Raw genomic sequence first — 15964 nt, 5'->3', positions numbered from 1 at the left:
CTAAAAGCTGTGAACGAAACCAGCTGATCAGCAGCTTACGCACAGCCGATTGACAGGGTATAACCCCTGGTAATCGCAGGTTGGATAAGTAAGCTCGCCGGTTGCGCTGCGAAGCCGTAGCACCATGCGGAACTGCTGCAGAATGAACTGTTGCACTGCGACGGTTAGTGCGCTAGCCTTCTGAGGCAGAGGGGCAGAACGCGCAACGCTTTACGGAGGAACGCAGAACCATGACCGCAACAACTCTTTACGAGGTCCCGCAGCTGGGCGTGTGCACCCAAGACCCCGACCGTTGGACGACGACCCCCGACGACGAAGCCAAGACGTTGTGCCGGGCTTGCCCGCGCCGTTGGCAGTGCGCCAAGGAGGCTGTGGAATCGCCTGGCGCTGAAGGGCTTTGGGCCGGTGTGGTCATTCCCGACTCCGGCCGTCCGCGTGCCTTCGCGTTGGCGCAGCTGCGGTCGCTGGCCGAGCGCAATGGTTTCGCCGTGCGGGAGCGGGTGACCGCCCAGTCGGCCTGATAGCGAGTAAACGGCGCGAGGAATCCACTGGACTCCCCGCGCCGTTTGCGTCTGGCGGGCCTAGGCCGGATCGAACCGGAACACCGCCAGCCGACCGGCCAATGCCTCGAACTCGTCGGGGCTACCGTCGCTCACCAGCCCTGACCGCTTCGCGAAGGCCACACCGACCGGGACTTTGGTGGGGAACTCACGCAGGACCGGACGCGCGTCGTCGACGGACAACTCCACGATTCGGACCTGCCGGCGCCGGCGGCCGCGGGACAGCGTGCCGGTGCCCGCGGCGCGGGCATTCGCCGCCCAGTCCGCGCCCGGATACCCGGCCACCACATAGAGGCCGCCCCGGAAGTCGAACGGCGTCATCGGCGTACTCCGCGGCTGCCCGGACCTGCGTCCCGGCACCGTCAACACCATGGCGGGGCCGGTCGGTATGCCGAGCTTCTGCACCGCCTTCATCAGCGTGTTCATCGGCCTGAGGAATCGGGGCGGGCGTATCTCAGACATTGCGACCTCCGCTCGCGAAGGTGTCGCGCTGCCGGGACACCCACTCCGCGAACGTCAGCGGCGGTCGGCCCAGAATCTTCTCCACTTCGTTCGTGACCAGGGCGGGCCGGCCCAGTGTCTGAGCGAGCATCCCGATGTAGGCGTCCGCGAACTCGGGCGCGAAGCCGAGGTCACGGAATCTGGCCCGAACCACATCCGGCGGGATCTCGCGGTACCGCAGCGGCCGTTGCAGGACGGCGGCCATAACCCCCACCAGCTCAGCGTTGGTCAGGGCTTGTGGCCCGGTCATCGAGATCTTCTGGCCGGTGAGGTCGTCGGTGAGAAGTGCGCGCGCGGCGACCGCGGAGACGTCATCGTCGACGATGGGTGCGGTGGTTGCCGCCGCGTAGGGCCCGACGACCACATCCCCGGCGCGAAGTTGCGCCGACCACATGCCGGCGAAATTCGACGCGAAAACCGAAGGACGCAGGCTCGTCCATGCGAGGCCGGAATCCACCGCGAGCTGTTCAACCTCCTTATTGCGGTCGCCGCGGAATCGCGACGGTTGCAGCGACGGGTCGTCGTCGACGTTGATTGCCGACAGCGCAACCAGTTTGGTGACTCCCGCCGCCGCACAGCGCGCGACGACGGCGGCCATACCGGCACCGAGTGCGCGGGAGTTGAGGAACACCGCGCAGGCGCCCCGCAGTGCGTCCGTGACCGAGGAGACCATTTCAACATCGCCGGGAAGATCTCTGGTGGCAGGTGAGCGGGTGACCGCTCGCACGTGCGCGCCCGCGGCGACCAGGTGCGCGAGCAGCGGGCGACCGACATTGCCCGTTGCTCCGGTGACGACGATTGTCATGGGGACTCCTCTGGGGAACTCTGGAAAACGCAGTGTGTTCAACCAAGGACGGGATGGCAGGTGCGAAAGTTACGGCCGGCACGGGTAACTTTTCTGAGCGCAGAATCGTCGAAGTCCTATGACCGCAGCTTCTGACCAGCTCGACGAGGCCTGGCGCACGCACCGTCCCTATCTGGTGAACCTCGGCTACCAGATCCTCGGTGACGTCGGTGAGGCCGAAGACGTTGTGCAGGAGGCGTTTCTGCGGTTGTCGCGCTCTGATCCCGGCAAGATCGACGATGCCCGCGGGTGGCTCACCGTGGTGACCAGCCGGCTGTGCCTCGACCAGCTTCGCTCGGCCCGGGCGCGATACGAGCGCCCCCACAATGACGGTGACGAGCGCGCGCTGGCCGACGCGCGGGTGGCCGATCCCGCCGACCGGATCACCCTCGACGACGAGATCAGGGCCGCGCTATTGGAAGTGCTGCGCAGGCTCAGCCCCGGCGAGCGGGTCGCTTTCGTCTTGCACGACGTCTTCGGCGTCCCCTTCGACGCCATCGCCGAAACCGTCGGCCGCCCGGCCGGCACCTGCCGGCAGCTGGCCAGGCGGGCCCGGGCCAAGTTCACCGGTGTCCGGTTGCATCCGGTCCCGAACACGGAAGTCGCTCCGGCCGAGCATCAGCTCGTGACCCAGAAATTCATCACCGCCTGCGCCAACGGCGACATCGCCGGGTTGACGGCCGTGCTGGATCCGACGGTGTGGGGAGTGGGGACCGTACTCGCCGACCCGATGCCGCCGCCACAGGTCAACCACGGTCCCGTCGCGGTCGCCACCAACCTGCTGCGTTACCTGGGTCCGGGAGCGACGCTGGTCGGCGGTCCGGCCGGCCGGCCGGTGTTACTCGCCTTTGCCGATCGCCGATTGTTCGCCGTGGTGGTGTTGACGGTCCGCGGCAACCTGATCACCAAGATCGAGGCGACGGCGGACCCGTCGGCGCGCCGGGCCTGACCGGGTCAGGCGGGTTCGCGGTTGCGCTGCCCTGAGTCCTGGAGGCGAAGTATCCGGTGATGGTGGCCGCGACCTGCAGGAACTTCAACCGCGTCGCGGGTCCCATCTCCTGGGTGACGTCGATGACGCCGCCGGGCCGCAAGTGGGGGTCGAAGGGCACCTCGACCACCGGCTGCCCGTGGTCGATGAACTCGCGGGCCAGCAGCGAGCGGGTGCGCTTGTCGGCGTGGCCGTCGGAGTCGTTGAGCACGACGACGCTGCGTTGCAGCAGGTTGCCGAGGTCGTGATCCGACAGCCATTCGACCGTCTTGGCGGCGGCCGCGGCGCCGTCCGCCCACGGCGAGGAGACCACGATCAACGCGTCCAGATCCCGCAGCACCTCGCGGGTGACGGCAGCGTCCATCGTCGATCCGCAATCGATGACCGAGATCGCGAAGTGCCGATCAAGGCGCAACGCGGCTTCCCGGTAGATGGCCGGGTCGAGCACCCGGCGCGGGCCGGTCACCGGTTCGCCGCCCAGTACGTACAGCCCGGTGGCATTGCGGCCGACCCGCGATGTCACGTCGGCGAAGGACTGCAGGTTCTTGTCGGCGGTCAACTCCCAGAACGAACCCGTGGTCCGCGGGTCGATCCTGCTGCTGAGCCGGCCGAAGGCGGTGTCGGCGTCGATGGCGACGACGCGGTCCTGCTGGCGCAGTTCGGCCAGGATCGAACCGACGCTGGCGGCCACCGACGTCTTGCCGACGCCGCCCTTGCCGAGGACACCGACCTTGTGGTTGCCGCGCAAGGCCGTTCGTATGGTCGCCTCGAACTGCGCGGCGTCGCGTTGTGCCGCCGACGGGCCGGGCTTGACCAGGCCGAATGTCGCCGAGCGGACCATACGCCGCCAACCCCGTTCGACGGGTTTGTCAGGGGTGCGTGGGTCTGGGCCGGCCGTTGCGCCCGGCCAGGGGGCACGAGGCGGCGGGGCCGCCGGCTGCGGGTGCGGCTGCTGCGGTGCGGGGGGCCGCACCGGCTGCGGAGGCGGCGCGGACGGGGGACGTGGGGCAGCCGTCGGCGGCGGCGCGTTGACGGGCGCGCTGACCGGTGGCGGGGCCGTGGCAGGTGCGGGGGCGTCAGCCGGTGCCGGCGGTGCTTTGACTGGTGCCGGCGGTGCTTTGACCGGTGCCGGTGGCGCCTTGACCGGTGCCGGAGCGGGCCGAGACTGCGACGGTTGCGGCACCCGCTCGGCGGGCGGGGAGGGTGGTCGGGGAGGCGAGACCGGCTGCTCGGGAAGCATTCGGTTCCGCAGAAATTCCTGGGGCGCGTTCATGGGCTCCTCGGGTGCACAGGCCAGTCGGCCAACGCGGGATGCTGTCGTCCAGTATCGGTCACCGGCTGGTGCGCGCCAGCCACGCCGAAACCGCGCAAACTCGATCCGGGGACGGGTTCGGGGTTGGAATCACACCATTCGGCGGCCCTGACGTCGATTGCCTGCGCATCGCCACCGCGCCCTCGCGCGCCCGGTGTTACGCATGTGACTGTCGCAGCAAACTTTCGCCGACAGCCGGGCGGCGGCGGCTTCTCGGTGCGATCCTCGCCACAGTGCGCGACCGTCTGCCATGGTCGCAGGTCAGGCCACGATGCTGTCGATCGCTGGTAACAGCGAATTTACGGAGCCGCCAGCAGAAAGGTTAGTATTGGTAAGTTGGCATGTCAGGCGGGTTTTGTCATATCGTTTTACGACTTGTCGAAATTAGGTATGGGGCTACCGTTCAACGCTGCACGGACGAATCCCTGACCGGATTATCTCCGCTTGGCGGACAGCCTGTCGATGAGACCGAGGGGGTTCAGCCCCGCAACCTCCGGGTGCGGTCTCACGATCGGTGAAAGTCGATACGCAAAGCGGCCGTGCAGAAAGTCTGCTGAAGGGTTAGGTGGGTATGACGCCCAAGCGCGTCGGGCTTTATAACCCCGCATACGAACACGATTCATGCGGTGTGGCCATGGTCGTCGACATGCATGGCCGGCGTAGCCGCGACATCGTGGACAAGGCGATCACCGCGTTGCTCAACCTGGAGCACCGCGGTGCTGCCGGTGCCGAGCCGCGCAGCGGTGACGGCGCGGGCATCCTGATTCAGGTTCCCGATGCCTTCTTGCGCGAGGTCGTGGAATTCGAGCTGCCCGCGGCGGGCAGTTACGCCACCGGCATCGCGTTCCTGCCGCAGTCGTCCAAAGACGCGGCAGCGGCGTGCGCCGCGGTGGAGAAGATCGCGGAATCCGAGGGCCTGCAGGTGCTCGGCTGGCGCAACGTGCCCACCGACGACTCCTCGCTGGGCGCGCTGTCGCGCGACGCGATGCCCACTTTCCGCCAGGTGTTCATGGCCGGCGCCTCCGGCATGACGCTGGAACGCCGCGCATACATCGTCCGCAAGCGCGCCGAGCACGAACTCGGGACCAAGGGCCCGGGACAGGACGGGCCCGGACGCGAGACCGTCTACTTCCCGAGCCTGTCCGGTCAGACGTTCGTCTACAAGGGCATGCTGACCACCCCGCAGCTCAAGGCCTTCTACCTCGACCTGCAGGACAGCCGGGTGACCAGCGCGCTGGGCATCGTGCACTCGCGGTTCTCGACGAACACGTTCCCGTCCTGGCCGCTGGCGCACCCGTTCCGGCGAGTAGCGCACAACGGCGAGATCAATACCGTCACCGGCAACGAGAACTGGATGCGCGCCCGTGAGGCGCTGATCAAGACCGACATCTTCGGTTCGCAGGACGACGTCGAGAAGTTGTTCCCGATCTGTACGCCCGGGGCGTCGGACACCGCGCGATTCGACGAGGTCGTCGAGCTGTTGCACCTGGGCGGACGCAGCCTGGCCCACGCGGTGCTGATGATGATCCCCGAGGCGTGGGAGCGCCACGAGTCGATGGACCCGGCGCGGCGGGCGTTCTACGAGTACCACGCCTCGTTGATGGAGCCCTGGGACGGGCCGGCGTCGATCACGTTCACCGACGGCACCATCGTCGGAGCGGTGCTGGACCGCAACGGATTGCGGCCCTCCCGGATCTGGGTGACCGAAGACGGCCTGGTCGTGATGGCCTCAGAGGCCGGCGTACTGGACCTGGACCCGACCACCGTGGTCAAGCGCATGCGACTGCAGCCGGGCCGGATGTTCCTGGTGGACACCACTCAGGGCCGCATCGTCGCCGACGAGGAAATCAAAGCTGAGCTGGCCGCCGAGCATCCCTACCAGGATTGGCTCGACAACGGACTGGTTCCGCTGGACAAGCTGCCGGCCAACAAGTACGTCCGGATGCCGCATCACCGGCTGGTCGTGCGGCAACAGACCTTCGGCTACACCTACGAGGAACTCAACCTGCTGGTGGCCCCGATGGCCCGCACCGGCGCCGAGCCGCTCGGGTCGATGGGCACCGACACCCCGATCGCGGTGCTGTCGAAGCGTCCGCGCATGCTTTTCGACTACTTCCACCAACTCTTTGCGCAGGTGACCAACCCGCCGCTGGACGCCATCCGCGAAGAGGTGGTGACCAGCCTGCAGGGCACCACGGGCGGGGAGCGCGACCTGCTCAACCCGGACGAGAACTCCTGTCACCAGATCTCGTTACCGCAGCCGATCCTGCGCAACTTCGAGCTGGCCAAGCTGATCAGCCTCAACCCCGAGGACGAGGTCAACGGACGGCCACATGGCATGCGGTCCAAGGTGATTCACTGCCTGTACCCGGTCGCCGAGGGCGGCGCCGGCCTGGCCGCCGCACTCGATGAGGTGCGGGCGCAGGCATCGGCGGCGATCGCCGACGGGGCGCGGCTGATCATCCTGTCCGACCGCAACTCCGACCACACCATGGCGCCCATCCCGTCGCTGCTGGCGGTCGCGGGCGTGCACCACCACCTGGTCCGCGATCGCACGCGCACCCAGGTGGGCCTGGTGGTCGAATCCGGCGATGCCCGCGAAGTGCACCACATGGCCTTGCTGATCGGGTGCGGCGCGGCCGCGATCAACCCCTACCTGGTCTTCGAGTCGATCGAGGACATGCTCGACCGCAACGTCATCGACGGCATCGAACGCAGCCATGCGCTCAACAACTACGTCAAGGCCGCGGGCAAGGGCGTCTTGAAGGTGATGTCCAAGATGGGCATCTCGACGTTGGCCTCCTACACCGGCGCGCAGCTTTTCCAGGCCGTCGGCATCTCCGAGGACGTGCTTGACGAGTACTTCACCGGATTGGCTTGTCCCACAGGCGGTATCACCCTGGACGACATCGCCGCCGACGTAGCTGCCCGGCATGCGCTGGCGTACCTGGACCGGCCGGACGAGCGGGCGCACCGCGAACTGGAGGTGGGCGGGGAGTACCAGTGGCGCCGCGAGGGCGAGTACCACTTGTTCAACCCGCAGACCGTCTTCAAGTTGCAGCACGCCACCCGCAGCGGCCAGTACAAGATCTTCAAGGAGTACACCCGGCTGGTCGACGACCAGAGCGAGCGGATGGCCTCCCTGCGCGGCCTGCTCAAATTCCGGGCCGACCTGCGTCCGCCGGTGCCGATCGAGGAGGTCGAGCCGGCCAGCGAAATCGTCAAGCGCTTCTCCACCGGGGCGATGAGCTACGGCTCCATCTCCGCAGAAGCGCACGAGACGCTGGCCATCGCCATGAACCGGTTGGGCGCCCGATCCAACAGTGGCGAGGGTGGTGAGGACGTCAAGCGTTTCGACGCCGACCCGAACGGGGACTGGCGGCGCAGCGCGATCAAGCAGGTCGCTTCGGGGCGGTTCGGCGTCACCTCGCACTACCTGACCAACTGCACCGACATCCAGATCAAGATGGCCCAGGGCGCCAAACCCGGTGAGGGCGGCCAGCTTCCGGGCCACAAGGTGTACCCGTGGGTGGCTTCGGTGCGGCACTCCACGCCCGGCGTCGGGCTGATCTCGCCGCCGCCGCACCACGACATCTACTCGATCGAGGACCTCGCACAGCTCATCCACGACCTGAAGAACGCCAACCCGTCCGCGCGGGTGCACGTGAAGCTGGTGTCCGAGAACGGGGTGGGGACGGTTGCGGCCGGCGTTTCCAAGGCGCATGCCGATGTGGTGCTGATCTCCGGCCACGACGGCGGCACCGGCGCGACGCCGCTGACGTCGATGAAGCACGCGGGTGCGCCGTGGGAGCTGGGGCTGGCCGAGACGCAACAAACCCTGTTGCTCAACGGATTACGGGACCGGATCGTGGTCCAGGTGGATGGCCAGCTCAAGACGGGCCGCGACGTGATGATCGCGACCTTGCTGGGGGCCGAGGAATTCGGTTTCGCCACCGCGCCGTTGGTGGTGGCCGGCTGCATCATGATGCGGGTGTGCCACCTGGATACCTGCCCCGTGGGGGTGGCCACCCAGAACCCGCTGCTGCGCGAGCGGTTCACCGGCAAGCCGGAATTCGTCGAGAACTTCTTCATGTTCATCGCCGAAGAAATGCGGGAATACATGGCGCAGTTGGGCTTCCGCACCGTCAACGAGGCGGTCGGTCAGGCCGGAGCGCTGGACACCACGTTGGCCCGCGCACACTGGAAGGCGCACCGCCTGGACCTGACGCCGGTGCTGCAAGAGCCCGAGTCCGCGTTCATGAACCAGGATCTGTACTGCAGTTCACGGCAGGACCACGGCTTGGATAAGGCGCTCGACCAGCAGTTGATCGTGATGAGCCGGGAAGCCCTGGACTCGCAGAAGCCGGTCCGGTTCTCGACCACGATCAGCAACGTCAACCGCACCGTCGGCACCATGCTCGGCCACGAGGTGACGAAAGCCTATGGCGGACAAGGGCTGCCGGACGGAACCATCGACATCACGTTCGAGGGGTCGGCCGGCAACAGCTTCGGCGCCTTCGTGCCCAAGGGGATCACCCTGCGTATCTACGGTGACGCCAACGACTATGTGGGCAAGGGACTGTCCGGCGGCCGGATCGTGGTGCGGCCCTCCGACAACGCGCCGGAAGGCTATGTCGCCGAGGACAACATCATCGGCGGCAACGTGATCCTGTTCGGCGCCACCAGTGGCGAGGTGTACCTGCGCGGTGTGGTCGGTGAGCGGTTCGCGGTGCGCAACTCCGGGGCACACGCGGTGGTCGAGGGCGTCGGTGACCACGGTTGCGAATACATGACCGGTGGCCGGGTGGTGATCCTCGGCAGCACCGGGCGCAACTTCGCCGCCGGCATGTCCGGTGGTGTGGCCTACGTCTACGACCCCGACGAGAAACTGCCCGACAATCTCAACATCGAGATGGTCGACTCCGAGACGCTGGACTCCGACGACGCGGAGTTCCTGCACGGCATCATCACCGCGCACGTCGATGCCACCGATTCTGCTGTCGGCCAACGCATTCTGGCCGATTGGCGTAACCAGCAGCGGCACTTCGTGAAGGTGATGCCGCGAGACTACAAGAAGGTGCTGCAAGCGATCGCTGACGCCGAACGCGATGGCACCGACGTTGACAAGGCGATTATGGCGGCGGCTCATGGCTGATCCAACTGGCTTTCTGAAGTACACCCACCGGGAGTTGCCGCAGCGGCGGCCCGTCCCGTTGCGGCTGAAGGACTGGAAAGAGGTCTACGAGGAATTCGAGGTCGAGACCCTGCGTGAGCAGGCGACCCGCTGCATGGACTGCGGCATTCCCTTCTGCCACAACGGGTGTCCGCTGGGCAATCTCATCCCCGAATGGAACGACCTGGTGCGCCGGGGCCGTTTCCGCGACGCGATCGAGCGACTGCACGCGACGAACAACTTCCCCGACTTCACCGGCCGGCTGTGTCCGGCGCCGTGTGAGCCGGCCTGTGTGCTGGGCATCAACCAGGATCCGGTGACGATCAAGCAGATCGAGCTCGAGATCATCGACAAGGCCTTCGACGAGGGCTGGGTGGAGCCGGTACTGCCGCACTGCGACACCGGGAAGACGGTCGCCGTGGTGGGTTCCGGCCCGGCCGGTTTGGCTGCGGCTCAGCAACTCACCCGCGCCGGGCACAAGGTCACCGTGTTCGAGCGCGAGGACCGGATCGGCGGACTGCTGCGGTACGGCATCCCTGAGTTCAAGATGGAAAAGCGCGTACTGGATCGTCGCCTGGCGCAGATGACCGCCGAGGGCACCCAGTTCCGGGCCGGCGTCAACGTCGGTCACGACATCACCGCCGAGCAGCTGCTCGCCGACTTCGACGCGGTCGTGCTGGCCGGCGGGGCCACCGCATGGCGGGACCTGCCGATCCCGGGCCGCGACCTCGACGGCATCCACCAGGCGATGGAGTACCTCCCGTGGGGCAACCGCGTCCAGGAGGGCGACGACGTGCTGGGGCCGGACGGGGAGCCGCCGATCACCGCCAGGGGCAAGAAGGTGGTGATCATCGGTGGCGGTGACACCGGTGCGGACTGCCTGGGTACCGCGCACCGACAGGGCGCGGCCCGGATCCACCAGTTCGAGATCATGCCGCGTCCGCCGGAGACCCGCGCCGCATCGACGCCGTGGCCGACCTATCCGCTGATGTACCGCATCGCCTCGGCACACGAGGAGGGCGGCGAGCGGGTGTTCTCGGTGAACACCGAGGAGTTCCTCGGCGACGCGGGGCATGTGACCGGGCTGCGGGTGCACGAAGTGCAGATGCAGGACGGCAAGTTCGTCAAGGTCGAGGGCTCGGACTTCGAGCTGGATGCCGACCTGGTGTTACTGGCGATGGGATTCGTCGGTCCGGAGAAGCCGGGCCTGCTCACCGAGCTCGGGGTGAAGTTCACCGAGCGCGGGAACGTCGCACGCGGCGATGACTACGAGACATCGGTCCCCGGTGTGTTCGTCGCCGGAGACATGGGCCGGGGTCAGTCCCTGATCGTCTGGGCGATTGCCGAGGGCCGGTCCGCTGCGGCGGCGGTGGACCGGCACCTGATGGGAACCAGCGCACTGCCGGCTCCGATCAAGCCGACCGCGGCACCCCTGACGTAACCACAACAGTCACACCTGAAACATTTGATAAAAGTTCGGCGCGCCGCCGTACGTTTGCCAGAACACGGGTGTCTAATAATTTCCTGTGGGCTCCATCACATAGAGGCACGCTCGGGCCGCCCGGAGCCACGGTTGCGTTAGATCGATCGCAGGAGTCATCACCGTGCACATGAACCCAGTTCCCCGGTCACGAATGGGGCGAATCGCCTGGTCTCTGGTTCGCCACCCGATGAAGAGCCGCGAGTTCCCGGCGCGCAACGAGCGCCTGGTGACGGCCGAAGAGATGCTGCGATTCGCAATCTGACCGCGGCGGTCGGTACCGCCGTCGTCCCGGCTGTATCTGCGAATTGTTTGCTCGGTTAGCTCAAGAGGCCTGACTCGCGGATCGCCTCGGCCAGCGGCTCCAGGACGGCCGGGTCATGCGGCGGGGCGATGTAGACGATGCCCAGGTCCAGCCCCTCGGCCCCGAGCGCCGCCGCGTTGTCGATGAGCTGTCCGTAGTTGCGATCCGGACCCAGGCCCAGGTGGGCCGACAAGGTGATCTCTTTCGGGTCCCGCCCGATGTCGGCGCAGCGCGCAGCCAGCACGTCACGCTTGCGCGCGAATTCCTCCGGTGTGCCACCGGCGAAATTCCAGTGCTGTGCGTAGCGCGCGGTGATCGGCAGGGTCCGCTTCTCCCCACTGCCGCCGATGGCGATCGGCGGGTGCGGCCGCTGGGGACCCTTCGGCTCGTTGCGAGCGTCTTTGAGCTGGTAGTACCTACCGTCGAAGGTGGTGGTTTCCTCGCTCAGGAGGCCGATCAGCACCTGGCAGGCCTCTTCGAACCGGTCGAAGCGTTCCTTGATGCTGCCGAGTTCGATGCCGTACGCACCGGATTCCTCTTCATTCCAGCCGGCGCCGATCCCGAGTTCGAGTCGGCCGCCCGAGATGACGTCGAGCGTGGCCGCCATGTTGGCCAGCACCGCCGGGTGGCGGTAGTGAATGCCGGTGACCAGGGTGCCGAGCCGCAGCCGTTTGGTGGCTTGGGCCAGCGCGGTGAGCGTCGTCCAGCCTTCCAGGCAGGGCCCGGTGGAGTCGGAGAAGATCGGGTAGAAGTGATCGAAGGTCCAGCCGGATTCGAAGACATCGATGTCGTCGGCAGCCTGCCAGACGGCCAACATATCGGGCCACGTGGTGTTCTGCGGTGAGGTCTTGAATGCAAAGCGCATGATCTCGACAGTAGACTCGGCCGAACGATGGCTCTCGGACTCGACACCAAACTCACGCTGCTCGCGACGGGGCTGATCTTTCTTCTGGCGCTGGCCCTCGGGGTCTGGAAGTACCGGCAGATCACGGTCGCCGAGGATCACCGCGCGCACGTCTACGTCGATATCGCCCATCGGGCCGCACTGTTGTACGCATTCGCCACGCTGCTGTTCGCGCCGTTCGTCGAACTCAGTGCATGGCCGGCATGGGTCAACCTCACCGCGACCGGTGTGGCGGTGTTCTTCTTCGTCGGCGCGATCGTCGGCTACATCGTGCACGGCGCGCGCCGCGACACCGAGAACCAATTCGACCCGCCGGTGCGGGGAACCGGGTTCTTCATGGCCTTGCTCATCATCGGCGAGATGGGCGGTTTCGGCGTCGTGTTCGCCGGGTTCATCGCCGGGCAGTTGCTCTGATGGACCCGGTCTCCGCGCTGCGTCAGATCGCGTACTACAAGGACCGCGACCGCCAGGAATCCCGGCGGGTGATGGCGTACCGCAAGGCCGCCGACATCCTCGAGGGTCTCGACGAAGCCGCGCTGGAGCGACACGGTCAGGCCAACAGTTGGCAGTCGATCCCGGGCATCGGACCCAAGACCGCTCTGGTCATCGCCCAGGCGTGGGCCGGGCAGGAACCCGACCAACTGGTCGAATTGCGTTCCAACGCAAAGGATCTCGGCGGTGCTGAGGTTCGCACGGCGCTGCGCGGGGACCTGCACCTGCATTCGAACTGGTCCGACGGGTCGGCGCCGATCGAGGAGATGATGGCCACCGCGGCCGCGCTCGGCCACGAGTACTGCGCACTGACCGATCACTCACCACGGTTGACGATCGCCAATGGCCTGTCGCCGGATCGGCTGCGCAAGCAACTCGACGTGATCGACGAGCTGCGGGAGAAGTTCGCCCCGTTGCGCATCCTCACCGGCATCGAGGTCGACATCCTCGAAGACGGCACCCTGGACCAGGAGCCCGAGCTGCTGGACCGCCTCGACATCGTGGTGGCCAGCGTGCATTCGAAGCTGGCCATGGAGCCGGCGGCGATGACCCGGCGGATGGTGCGGGCGGTCTCCGACGGCCACGCCGACGTGCTGGGGCACTGCACCGGCCGTCTGGTTTCGGGCAACCGCGGAATCCGCGCCGAATCGACGTTCGACGCCGAAAAGGTGTTCACCGCCTGCCGCGACCACGGCACCGCGGTGGAGATCAACTCCCGGCCCGAGCGCCGCGACCCGCCGACCCGATTGCTCAACCTCGCGAAAGACATCGGCTGCGTCTTCAGCATCGACACCGACGCGCACGCGCCGGGCCAGCTGGACTTCCTCGGCTACGGCGCGCAGCGGGCGCTGGACGCGGAGGTTCCGGTCGACCGCATTATCAACACCTGGTCCGTCGAGAAGCTGCTGGACTGGTCAGTCCGGTAGCTGCGGCATCTCCAGCCCGGGGTCGCGTCCGACCAATACGGCGCGCGTCAGCGCCGACTTACCGTAGCGACGATGGACTTCATCGATGGCCTCGTCCACCGCGGGTGACTCACCGCCGAACGGCAGCGCCAACTGCTGGGCACCGGTGCGGTCGATGCCCGACACCGCGAACCCGACCAGCGTCAGGCCCCGCTCGGCGATGAGCGGCGCCGCCGACGCCACCAGCCGACGGGCCGTGGCGAGGATCGGCTGGGTCGAGGACGTCGCCCAGGGCATGGTCTGTGACCTGGTCGCCCGGCTGAAGTCCTCGAAGCGCAGTCGCAGAACGACGGTGCGTCCAGTGCGTCCCGCGGCGCGCATCCGGCCGGTGATCCGGTCGATCAGATTGACCACCACCGCATCGACCTCGGCGGGTGACATGGTGGTCCCTGCCCGGCCCAGCGCCCGCTGGGCTCCCACCGAGCGACGGCGCACCCCGGTGGTGACGCGCCGGCGGTCGATGTTGCGGGACAGGGCATAAAGCTGACGGCCCATCGCCGGGCCGACCATGGACGCCAGCATCGATTCACCCAACTCGGCGACCTGGGCGACCGTGGTGATGCCGTGCGCGTGCAGCTTGTCGGCAGTCACCGCACCCACACCCCATAGCCGGCGCACCGGCAGCGGATGCAGAAACTCCAGCTCCCGGTCCGGAGGCACCAGCAGCAAACCGTCGGGCTTGGCCTCCTGGCTGGCGACCTTGGCCAGAAATTTGGTGCGGGCGATGCCGACCGTGATCGGCAGACCGACTCGGGCGCGGACGTCTTCCCGGAGTCGCGCGCCGATTTCGAGCGGCGTGCCCGACACCCGGCGCAACCCCGCGACGTCGAGAAACGCCTCGTCCACCGACAGCGGCTCCACCTGCGGTGTGCAGTCGCGAAAAACCTCGAAGACGGCGTCGCTGGCTTTGCAGTAGGCGCCCATCCGTGGGTGCACCACCACCGCATGTGGGCACAGCCGGCGCGCCTGCGCTCCACCCATCGCGGTGCGCACCCCGTAGGCCTTGGCCTCGTAGCTGGCGGCCAGCACGACGCCACCACCGACGATGACCGGGCGACCCCGCAACCCGGGGTCGTCCCGCTGTTCGACGGAGGCATAGAACGAATCCAGGTCCGCGTGCAGAATGGACGCCTCACAGCGCACGAACATATGTTCGCACGCGGGTCTGACAGGGTCAGCGTTGTTCGCCGTAGATGGCGCTGACCCAGATGTGCACCAGGGTGTCCAGCACATTGGCCTCCGGAACCGACGGCTCCTCGGCCAGGAACGACGCCGACAGCGCGCGCTCGTTCATCAGGTTCAGCGCGGTTGCCAGCTCGAGGGCGGGCAAGGTTTCGGGTGCGGCTCCCCGCTCGCGTTCGGCTTCGATGATCGATGCGGTGTGGGCGATCCACTTCTGCATGAAGGTGGACCACAACTGCCGCGCCTCAGCGTTGATCGCCCGGACGCCTTGACCGCCCCGGATGACGGCCCGGTGGGATCCGAACGTTTGCACGAACACGTTGATACCGGTGCGCCACATGTCGTCGCGCCCGGTTTCCAGGCGGTCGGCCAGGGCTTGCAGGGCCGAGTCGGCCTCGTTGACGACGCGGTCCAGCAGAGTCAGTAGCACCGCTTCCTTGGACGGGAAGTAGAAGTAGAACGTGGGCCGGGAGATTCCGGCGCCCTTGGCCAGGTCGTCCACCGAGATGTCGGCCAGCGGGCGATCTTCCAGCAGTCGCTCGGCAGTGGCGAGGATCGCCAGCTCGCGCTCATCCCCGGATGGCCGTGCCGTGCGCCGTCCCCGCGGGAGCGAAGCCTTGTTCGCCGGGGAGGTGGTCACGCAGGCAGCTTACACGGCGTTGAGACTCTCGACAGTATGTCGACGCATGTCACGGCAGGCCGTCGCGGCCGTTCTCGCCCAACACTGAGCCGCCCGTCCCGCCCGGACCGGGGGTTCCCGGGGCACTGCCGGTGCCGGCGTTGCTCCCATTGCCGCCGTCGCCGACGACGACGGCGCCGCCCCCGTCGCCCCCGTCGCCGCCGGTGCCGGTCCCCGGGTCGGATTGGCCGCCGTTGCCGCCGCTGCCGCCGCTTCCGAATTGTCCGGCCTTGCCGCCGGTGCCGCCGTCACCGCCGCCGGCCAGGCCGTAGCCGCCGGCCCCGCCCGCGCCGCCGTCGCCGAATGACATGCCGGCGTTCCCGCCGCTACCTCCGGCGCCCCCGGTGGCGACACCACTGGTGCCGCCGGCGCCGCCGGCTCCGCCCGCACCCGACAACGAGCCGCCGCTTCCGCCGTTGCCGCCGACGCCACCCGCGCCGAACAGCGACAGCCCGCCCGTTCCGCCGCTTCCGCCGGTGCCGAACAATCCGCCGGACCCGCCGGCTCCGCCCGTACCGCCGGCCGGCGGGCCCACGATGGAGGTCGCGCTGCCGCCGGAGCCACCGGCACCGCCGGTCAG

General features: G+C 67.7%; 12 protein-coding genes and 1 pseudogene. 6 read left to right on the top strand and 7 right to left on the bottom strand.

The genetic code is table 11. The features are described from left to right. The first annotated feature begins 230 nt into the window (after nt 1-230). Nucleotides 231-521 (top strand): WhiB family transcriptional regulator, encoded by a 291-nt coding sequence (locus AO501_RS29800; protein ID WP_055581181.1) that lies wholly within the window; start codon nt 231-233, stop codon nt 519-521. Between the two features lie 60 nt (nt 522-581). Here AO501_RS29800 and AO501_RS29795 read toward each other — a convergent pair whose 3' ends face one another. Both AO501_RS29795 and AO501_RS29790 read right to left on the bottom strand, forming a co-directional pair. Continuing rightward, the gene (locus AO501_RS29795; RefSeq protein ID WP_055581180.1) at nt 582-1022 is read right to left on the bottom strand and encodes a nitroreductase family deazaflavin-dependent oxidoreductase; all 441 of its coding nucleotides are present in this window, start codon (nt 1020-1022) and stop codon (nt 582-584) included. After that, the gene (locus tag AO501_RS29790; protein WP_055581179.1) at nt 1015-1866 is read right to left on the bottom strand and encodes an NAD(P)H-binding protein; all 852 of its coding nucleotides are present in this window, start codon (nt 1864-1866) and stop codon (nt 1015-1017) included. The genes AO501_RS29795 and AO501_RS29790 overlap by 8 nt, the downstream gene beginning before the upstream one ends. Nucleotides 1867-1984: 118 nt before the next feature. Between AO501_RS29790 and sigI the strand changes: the two genes are divergently transcribed. Further along, a complete protein-coding gene (gene sigI / locus AO501_RS29785; protein ID WP_055581178.1) occupies nt 1985-2854 on the top strand; it encodes an RNA polymerase sigma factor SigI in 870 nt (289 codons plus the stop codon). Here the strand turns inward: sigI and AO501_RS29780 are convergent. Next, nucleotides 2808-4166 carry a MinD/ParA family ATP-binding protein gene (locus AO501_RS29780; protein WP_082658925.1) on the bottom strand — a complete coding sequence of 453 codons (1359 nt, stop codon included), beginning with the start codon at nt 4164-4166 and terminating at the stop codon, nt 2808-2810. The two genes, sigI and AO501_RS29780, sit on opposite strands and share 47 nt — an antisense overlap. 610 nt (nt 4167-4776) lie before the next feature. On the opposite strand from AO501_RS29780, the gene gltB reads away from it, so the two are divergent. Further along, nucleotides 4777-9360, top strand: coding sequence for a glutamate synthase large subunit (gene gltB / locus AO501_RS29775; protein WP_055581176.1), 4584 nt, complete (start codon nt 4777-4779; stop codon nt 9358-9360). Beyond that, nucleotides 9353-10819, top strand: a complete 1467-nt coding sequence (locus tag AO501_RS29770; RefSeq protein ID WP_055581175.1) for a glutamate synthase subunit beta — start codon at nt 9353-9355, stop codon at nt 10817-10819. Before gltB ends, AO501_RS29770 begins: the two co-directional genes overlap by 8 nt. Before the next feature lie 359 nt (nt 10820-11178). Here the strand turns inward: AO501_RS29770 and AO501_RS29765 are convergent, their stop codons facing one another. Continuing rightward, nucleotides 11179-12027, bottom strand: a complete 849-nt coding sequence (locus AO501_RS29765) for an LLM class F420-dependent oxidoreductase (protein WP_055581174.1) — start codon at nt 12025-12027, stop codon at nt 11179-11181. Nucleotides 12028-12054: 27 nt separating this feature from the next. Between AO501_RS29765 and AO501_RS29760 the strand changes: the two genes are divergently transcribed. Both AO501_RS29760 and AO501_RS29755 read left to right on the top strand, forming a co-directional pair. Next, nucleotides 12055-12480: a hypothetical protein gene (locus AO501_RS29760; RefSeq protein WP_055581173.1), complete on the top strand. Its 426-nt coding sequence runs from the start codon at nt 12055-12057 to the stop codon at nt 12478-12480. Next, a complete protein-coding gene (locus tag AO501_RS29755; RefSeq protein ID WP_055581172.1) occupies nt 12480-13484 on the top strand; it encodes a PHP domain-containing protein in 1005 nt (334 codons plus the stop codon). Before AO501_RS29760 ends, AO501_RS29755 begins: the two co-directional genes overlap by 1 nt. Here AO501_RS29755 and dinB read toward each other — a convergent pair. From dinB to AO501_RS38505, 3 genes and pseudogenes are all read right to left on the bottom strand, one after another. Next, nucleotides 13473-14672 (bottom strand): DNA polymerase IV, encoded by a 1200-nt coding sequence (gene dinB, locus AO501_RS29750; protein WP_055581171.1) that lies wholly within the window; start codon nt 14670-14672, stop codon nt 13473-13475. The two genes, AO501_RS29755 and dinB, sit on opposite strands and share 12 nt — an antisense overlap. A 25-nt stretch (nt 14673-14697) precedes the next feature. Next, nucleotides 14698-15345 carry a TetR/AcrR family transcriptional regulator gene (locus tag AO501_RS29745; RefSeq protein WP_055581170.1) on the bottom strand — a complete coding sequence of 216 codons (648 nt, stop codon included), beginning with the start codon at nt 15343-15345 and terminating at the stop codon, nt 14698-14700. A gap of 49 nt (nt 15346-15394) precedes the next feature. After that, a pseudogene (locus AO501_RS38505) lies at nt 15395-15964 on the bottom strand (PE family protein); the annotation flags it as partial.

Origin of the sequence: Mycobacterium gordonae, assembly GCF_001417955.2 — a bacterium.
Lineage (GTDB): Bacteria > Actinomycetota > Actinomycetes > Mycobacteriales > Mycobacteriaceae > Mycobacterium > Mycobacterium gordonae_B.
This window is presented reverse-complemented; position numbering and strand designations above follow the sequence as displayed.

Coding starts and splice junctions, on each gene's coding strand:
- AO501_RS29790 (WP_055581179.1), bottom strand. CDS start 1,866: ATGACAATCGTCGTCACCGGAGCAACGGGCAATGTCGGTCGCCCGCTG.
- AO501_RS29760 (WP_055581173.1), top strand. CDS start 12,055: ATGGCTCTCGGACTCGACACCAAACTCACGCTGCTCGCGACGGGGCTG.
- gltB (WP_055581176.1), top strand. CDS start 4,777: ATGACGCCCAAGCGCGTCGGGCTTTATAACCCCGCATACGAACACGAT.
- AO501_RS29800 (WP_055581181.1), top strand. CDS start 231: ATGACCGCAACAACTCTTTACGAGGTCCCGCAGCTGGGCGTGTGCACC.
- AO501_RS29765 (WP_055581174.1), bottom strand. CDS start 12,027: ATGCGCTTTGCATTCAAGACCTCACCGCAGAACACCACGTGGCCCGAT.
- AO501_RS29770 (WP_055581175.1), top strand. CDS start 9,353: ATGGCTGATCCAACTGGCTTTCTGAAGTACACCCACCGGGAGTTGCCG.
- sigI (WP_055581178.1), top strand. CDS start 1,985: ATGACCGCAGCTTCTGACCAGCTCGACGAGGCCTGGCGCACGCACCGT.
- AO501_RS29755 (WP_055581172.1), top strand. CDS start 12,480: ATGGACCCGGTCTCCGCGCTGCGTCAGATCGCGTACTACAAGGACCGC.
- AO501_RS29780 (WP_082658925.1), bottom strand. CDS start 4,166: ATGAACGCGCCCCAGGAATTTCTGCGGAACCGAATGCTTCCCGAGCAG.
- AO501_RS29795 (WP_055581180.1), bottom strand. CDS start 1,022: ATGTCTGAGATACGCCCGCCCCGATTCCTCAGGCCGATGAACACGCTG.
- dinB (WP_055581171.1), bottom strand. CDS start 14,672: ATGTTCGTGCGCTGTGAGGCGTCCATTCTGCACGCGGACCTGGATTCG.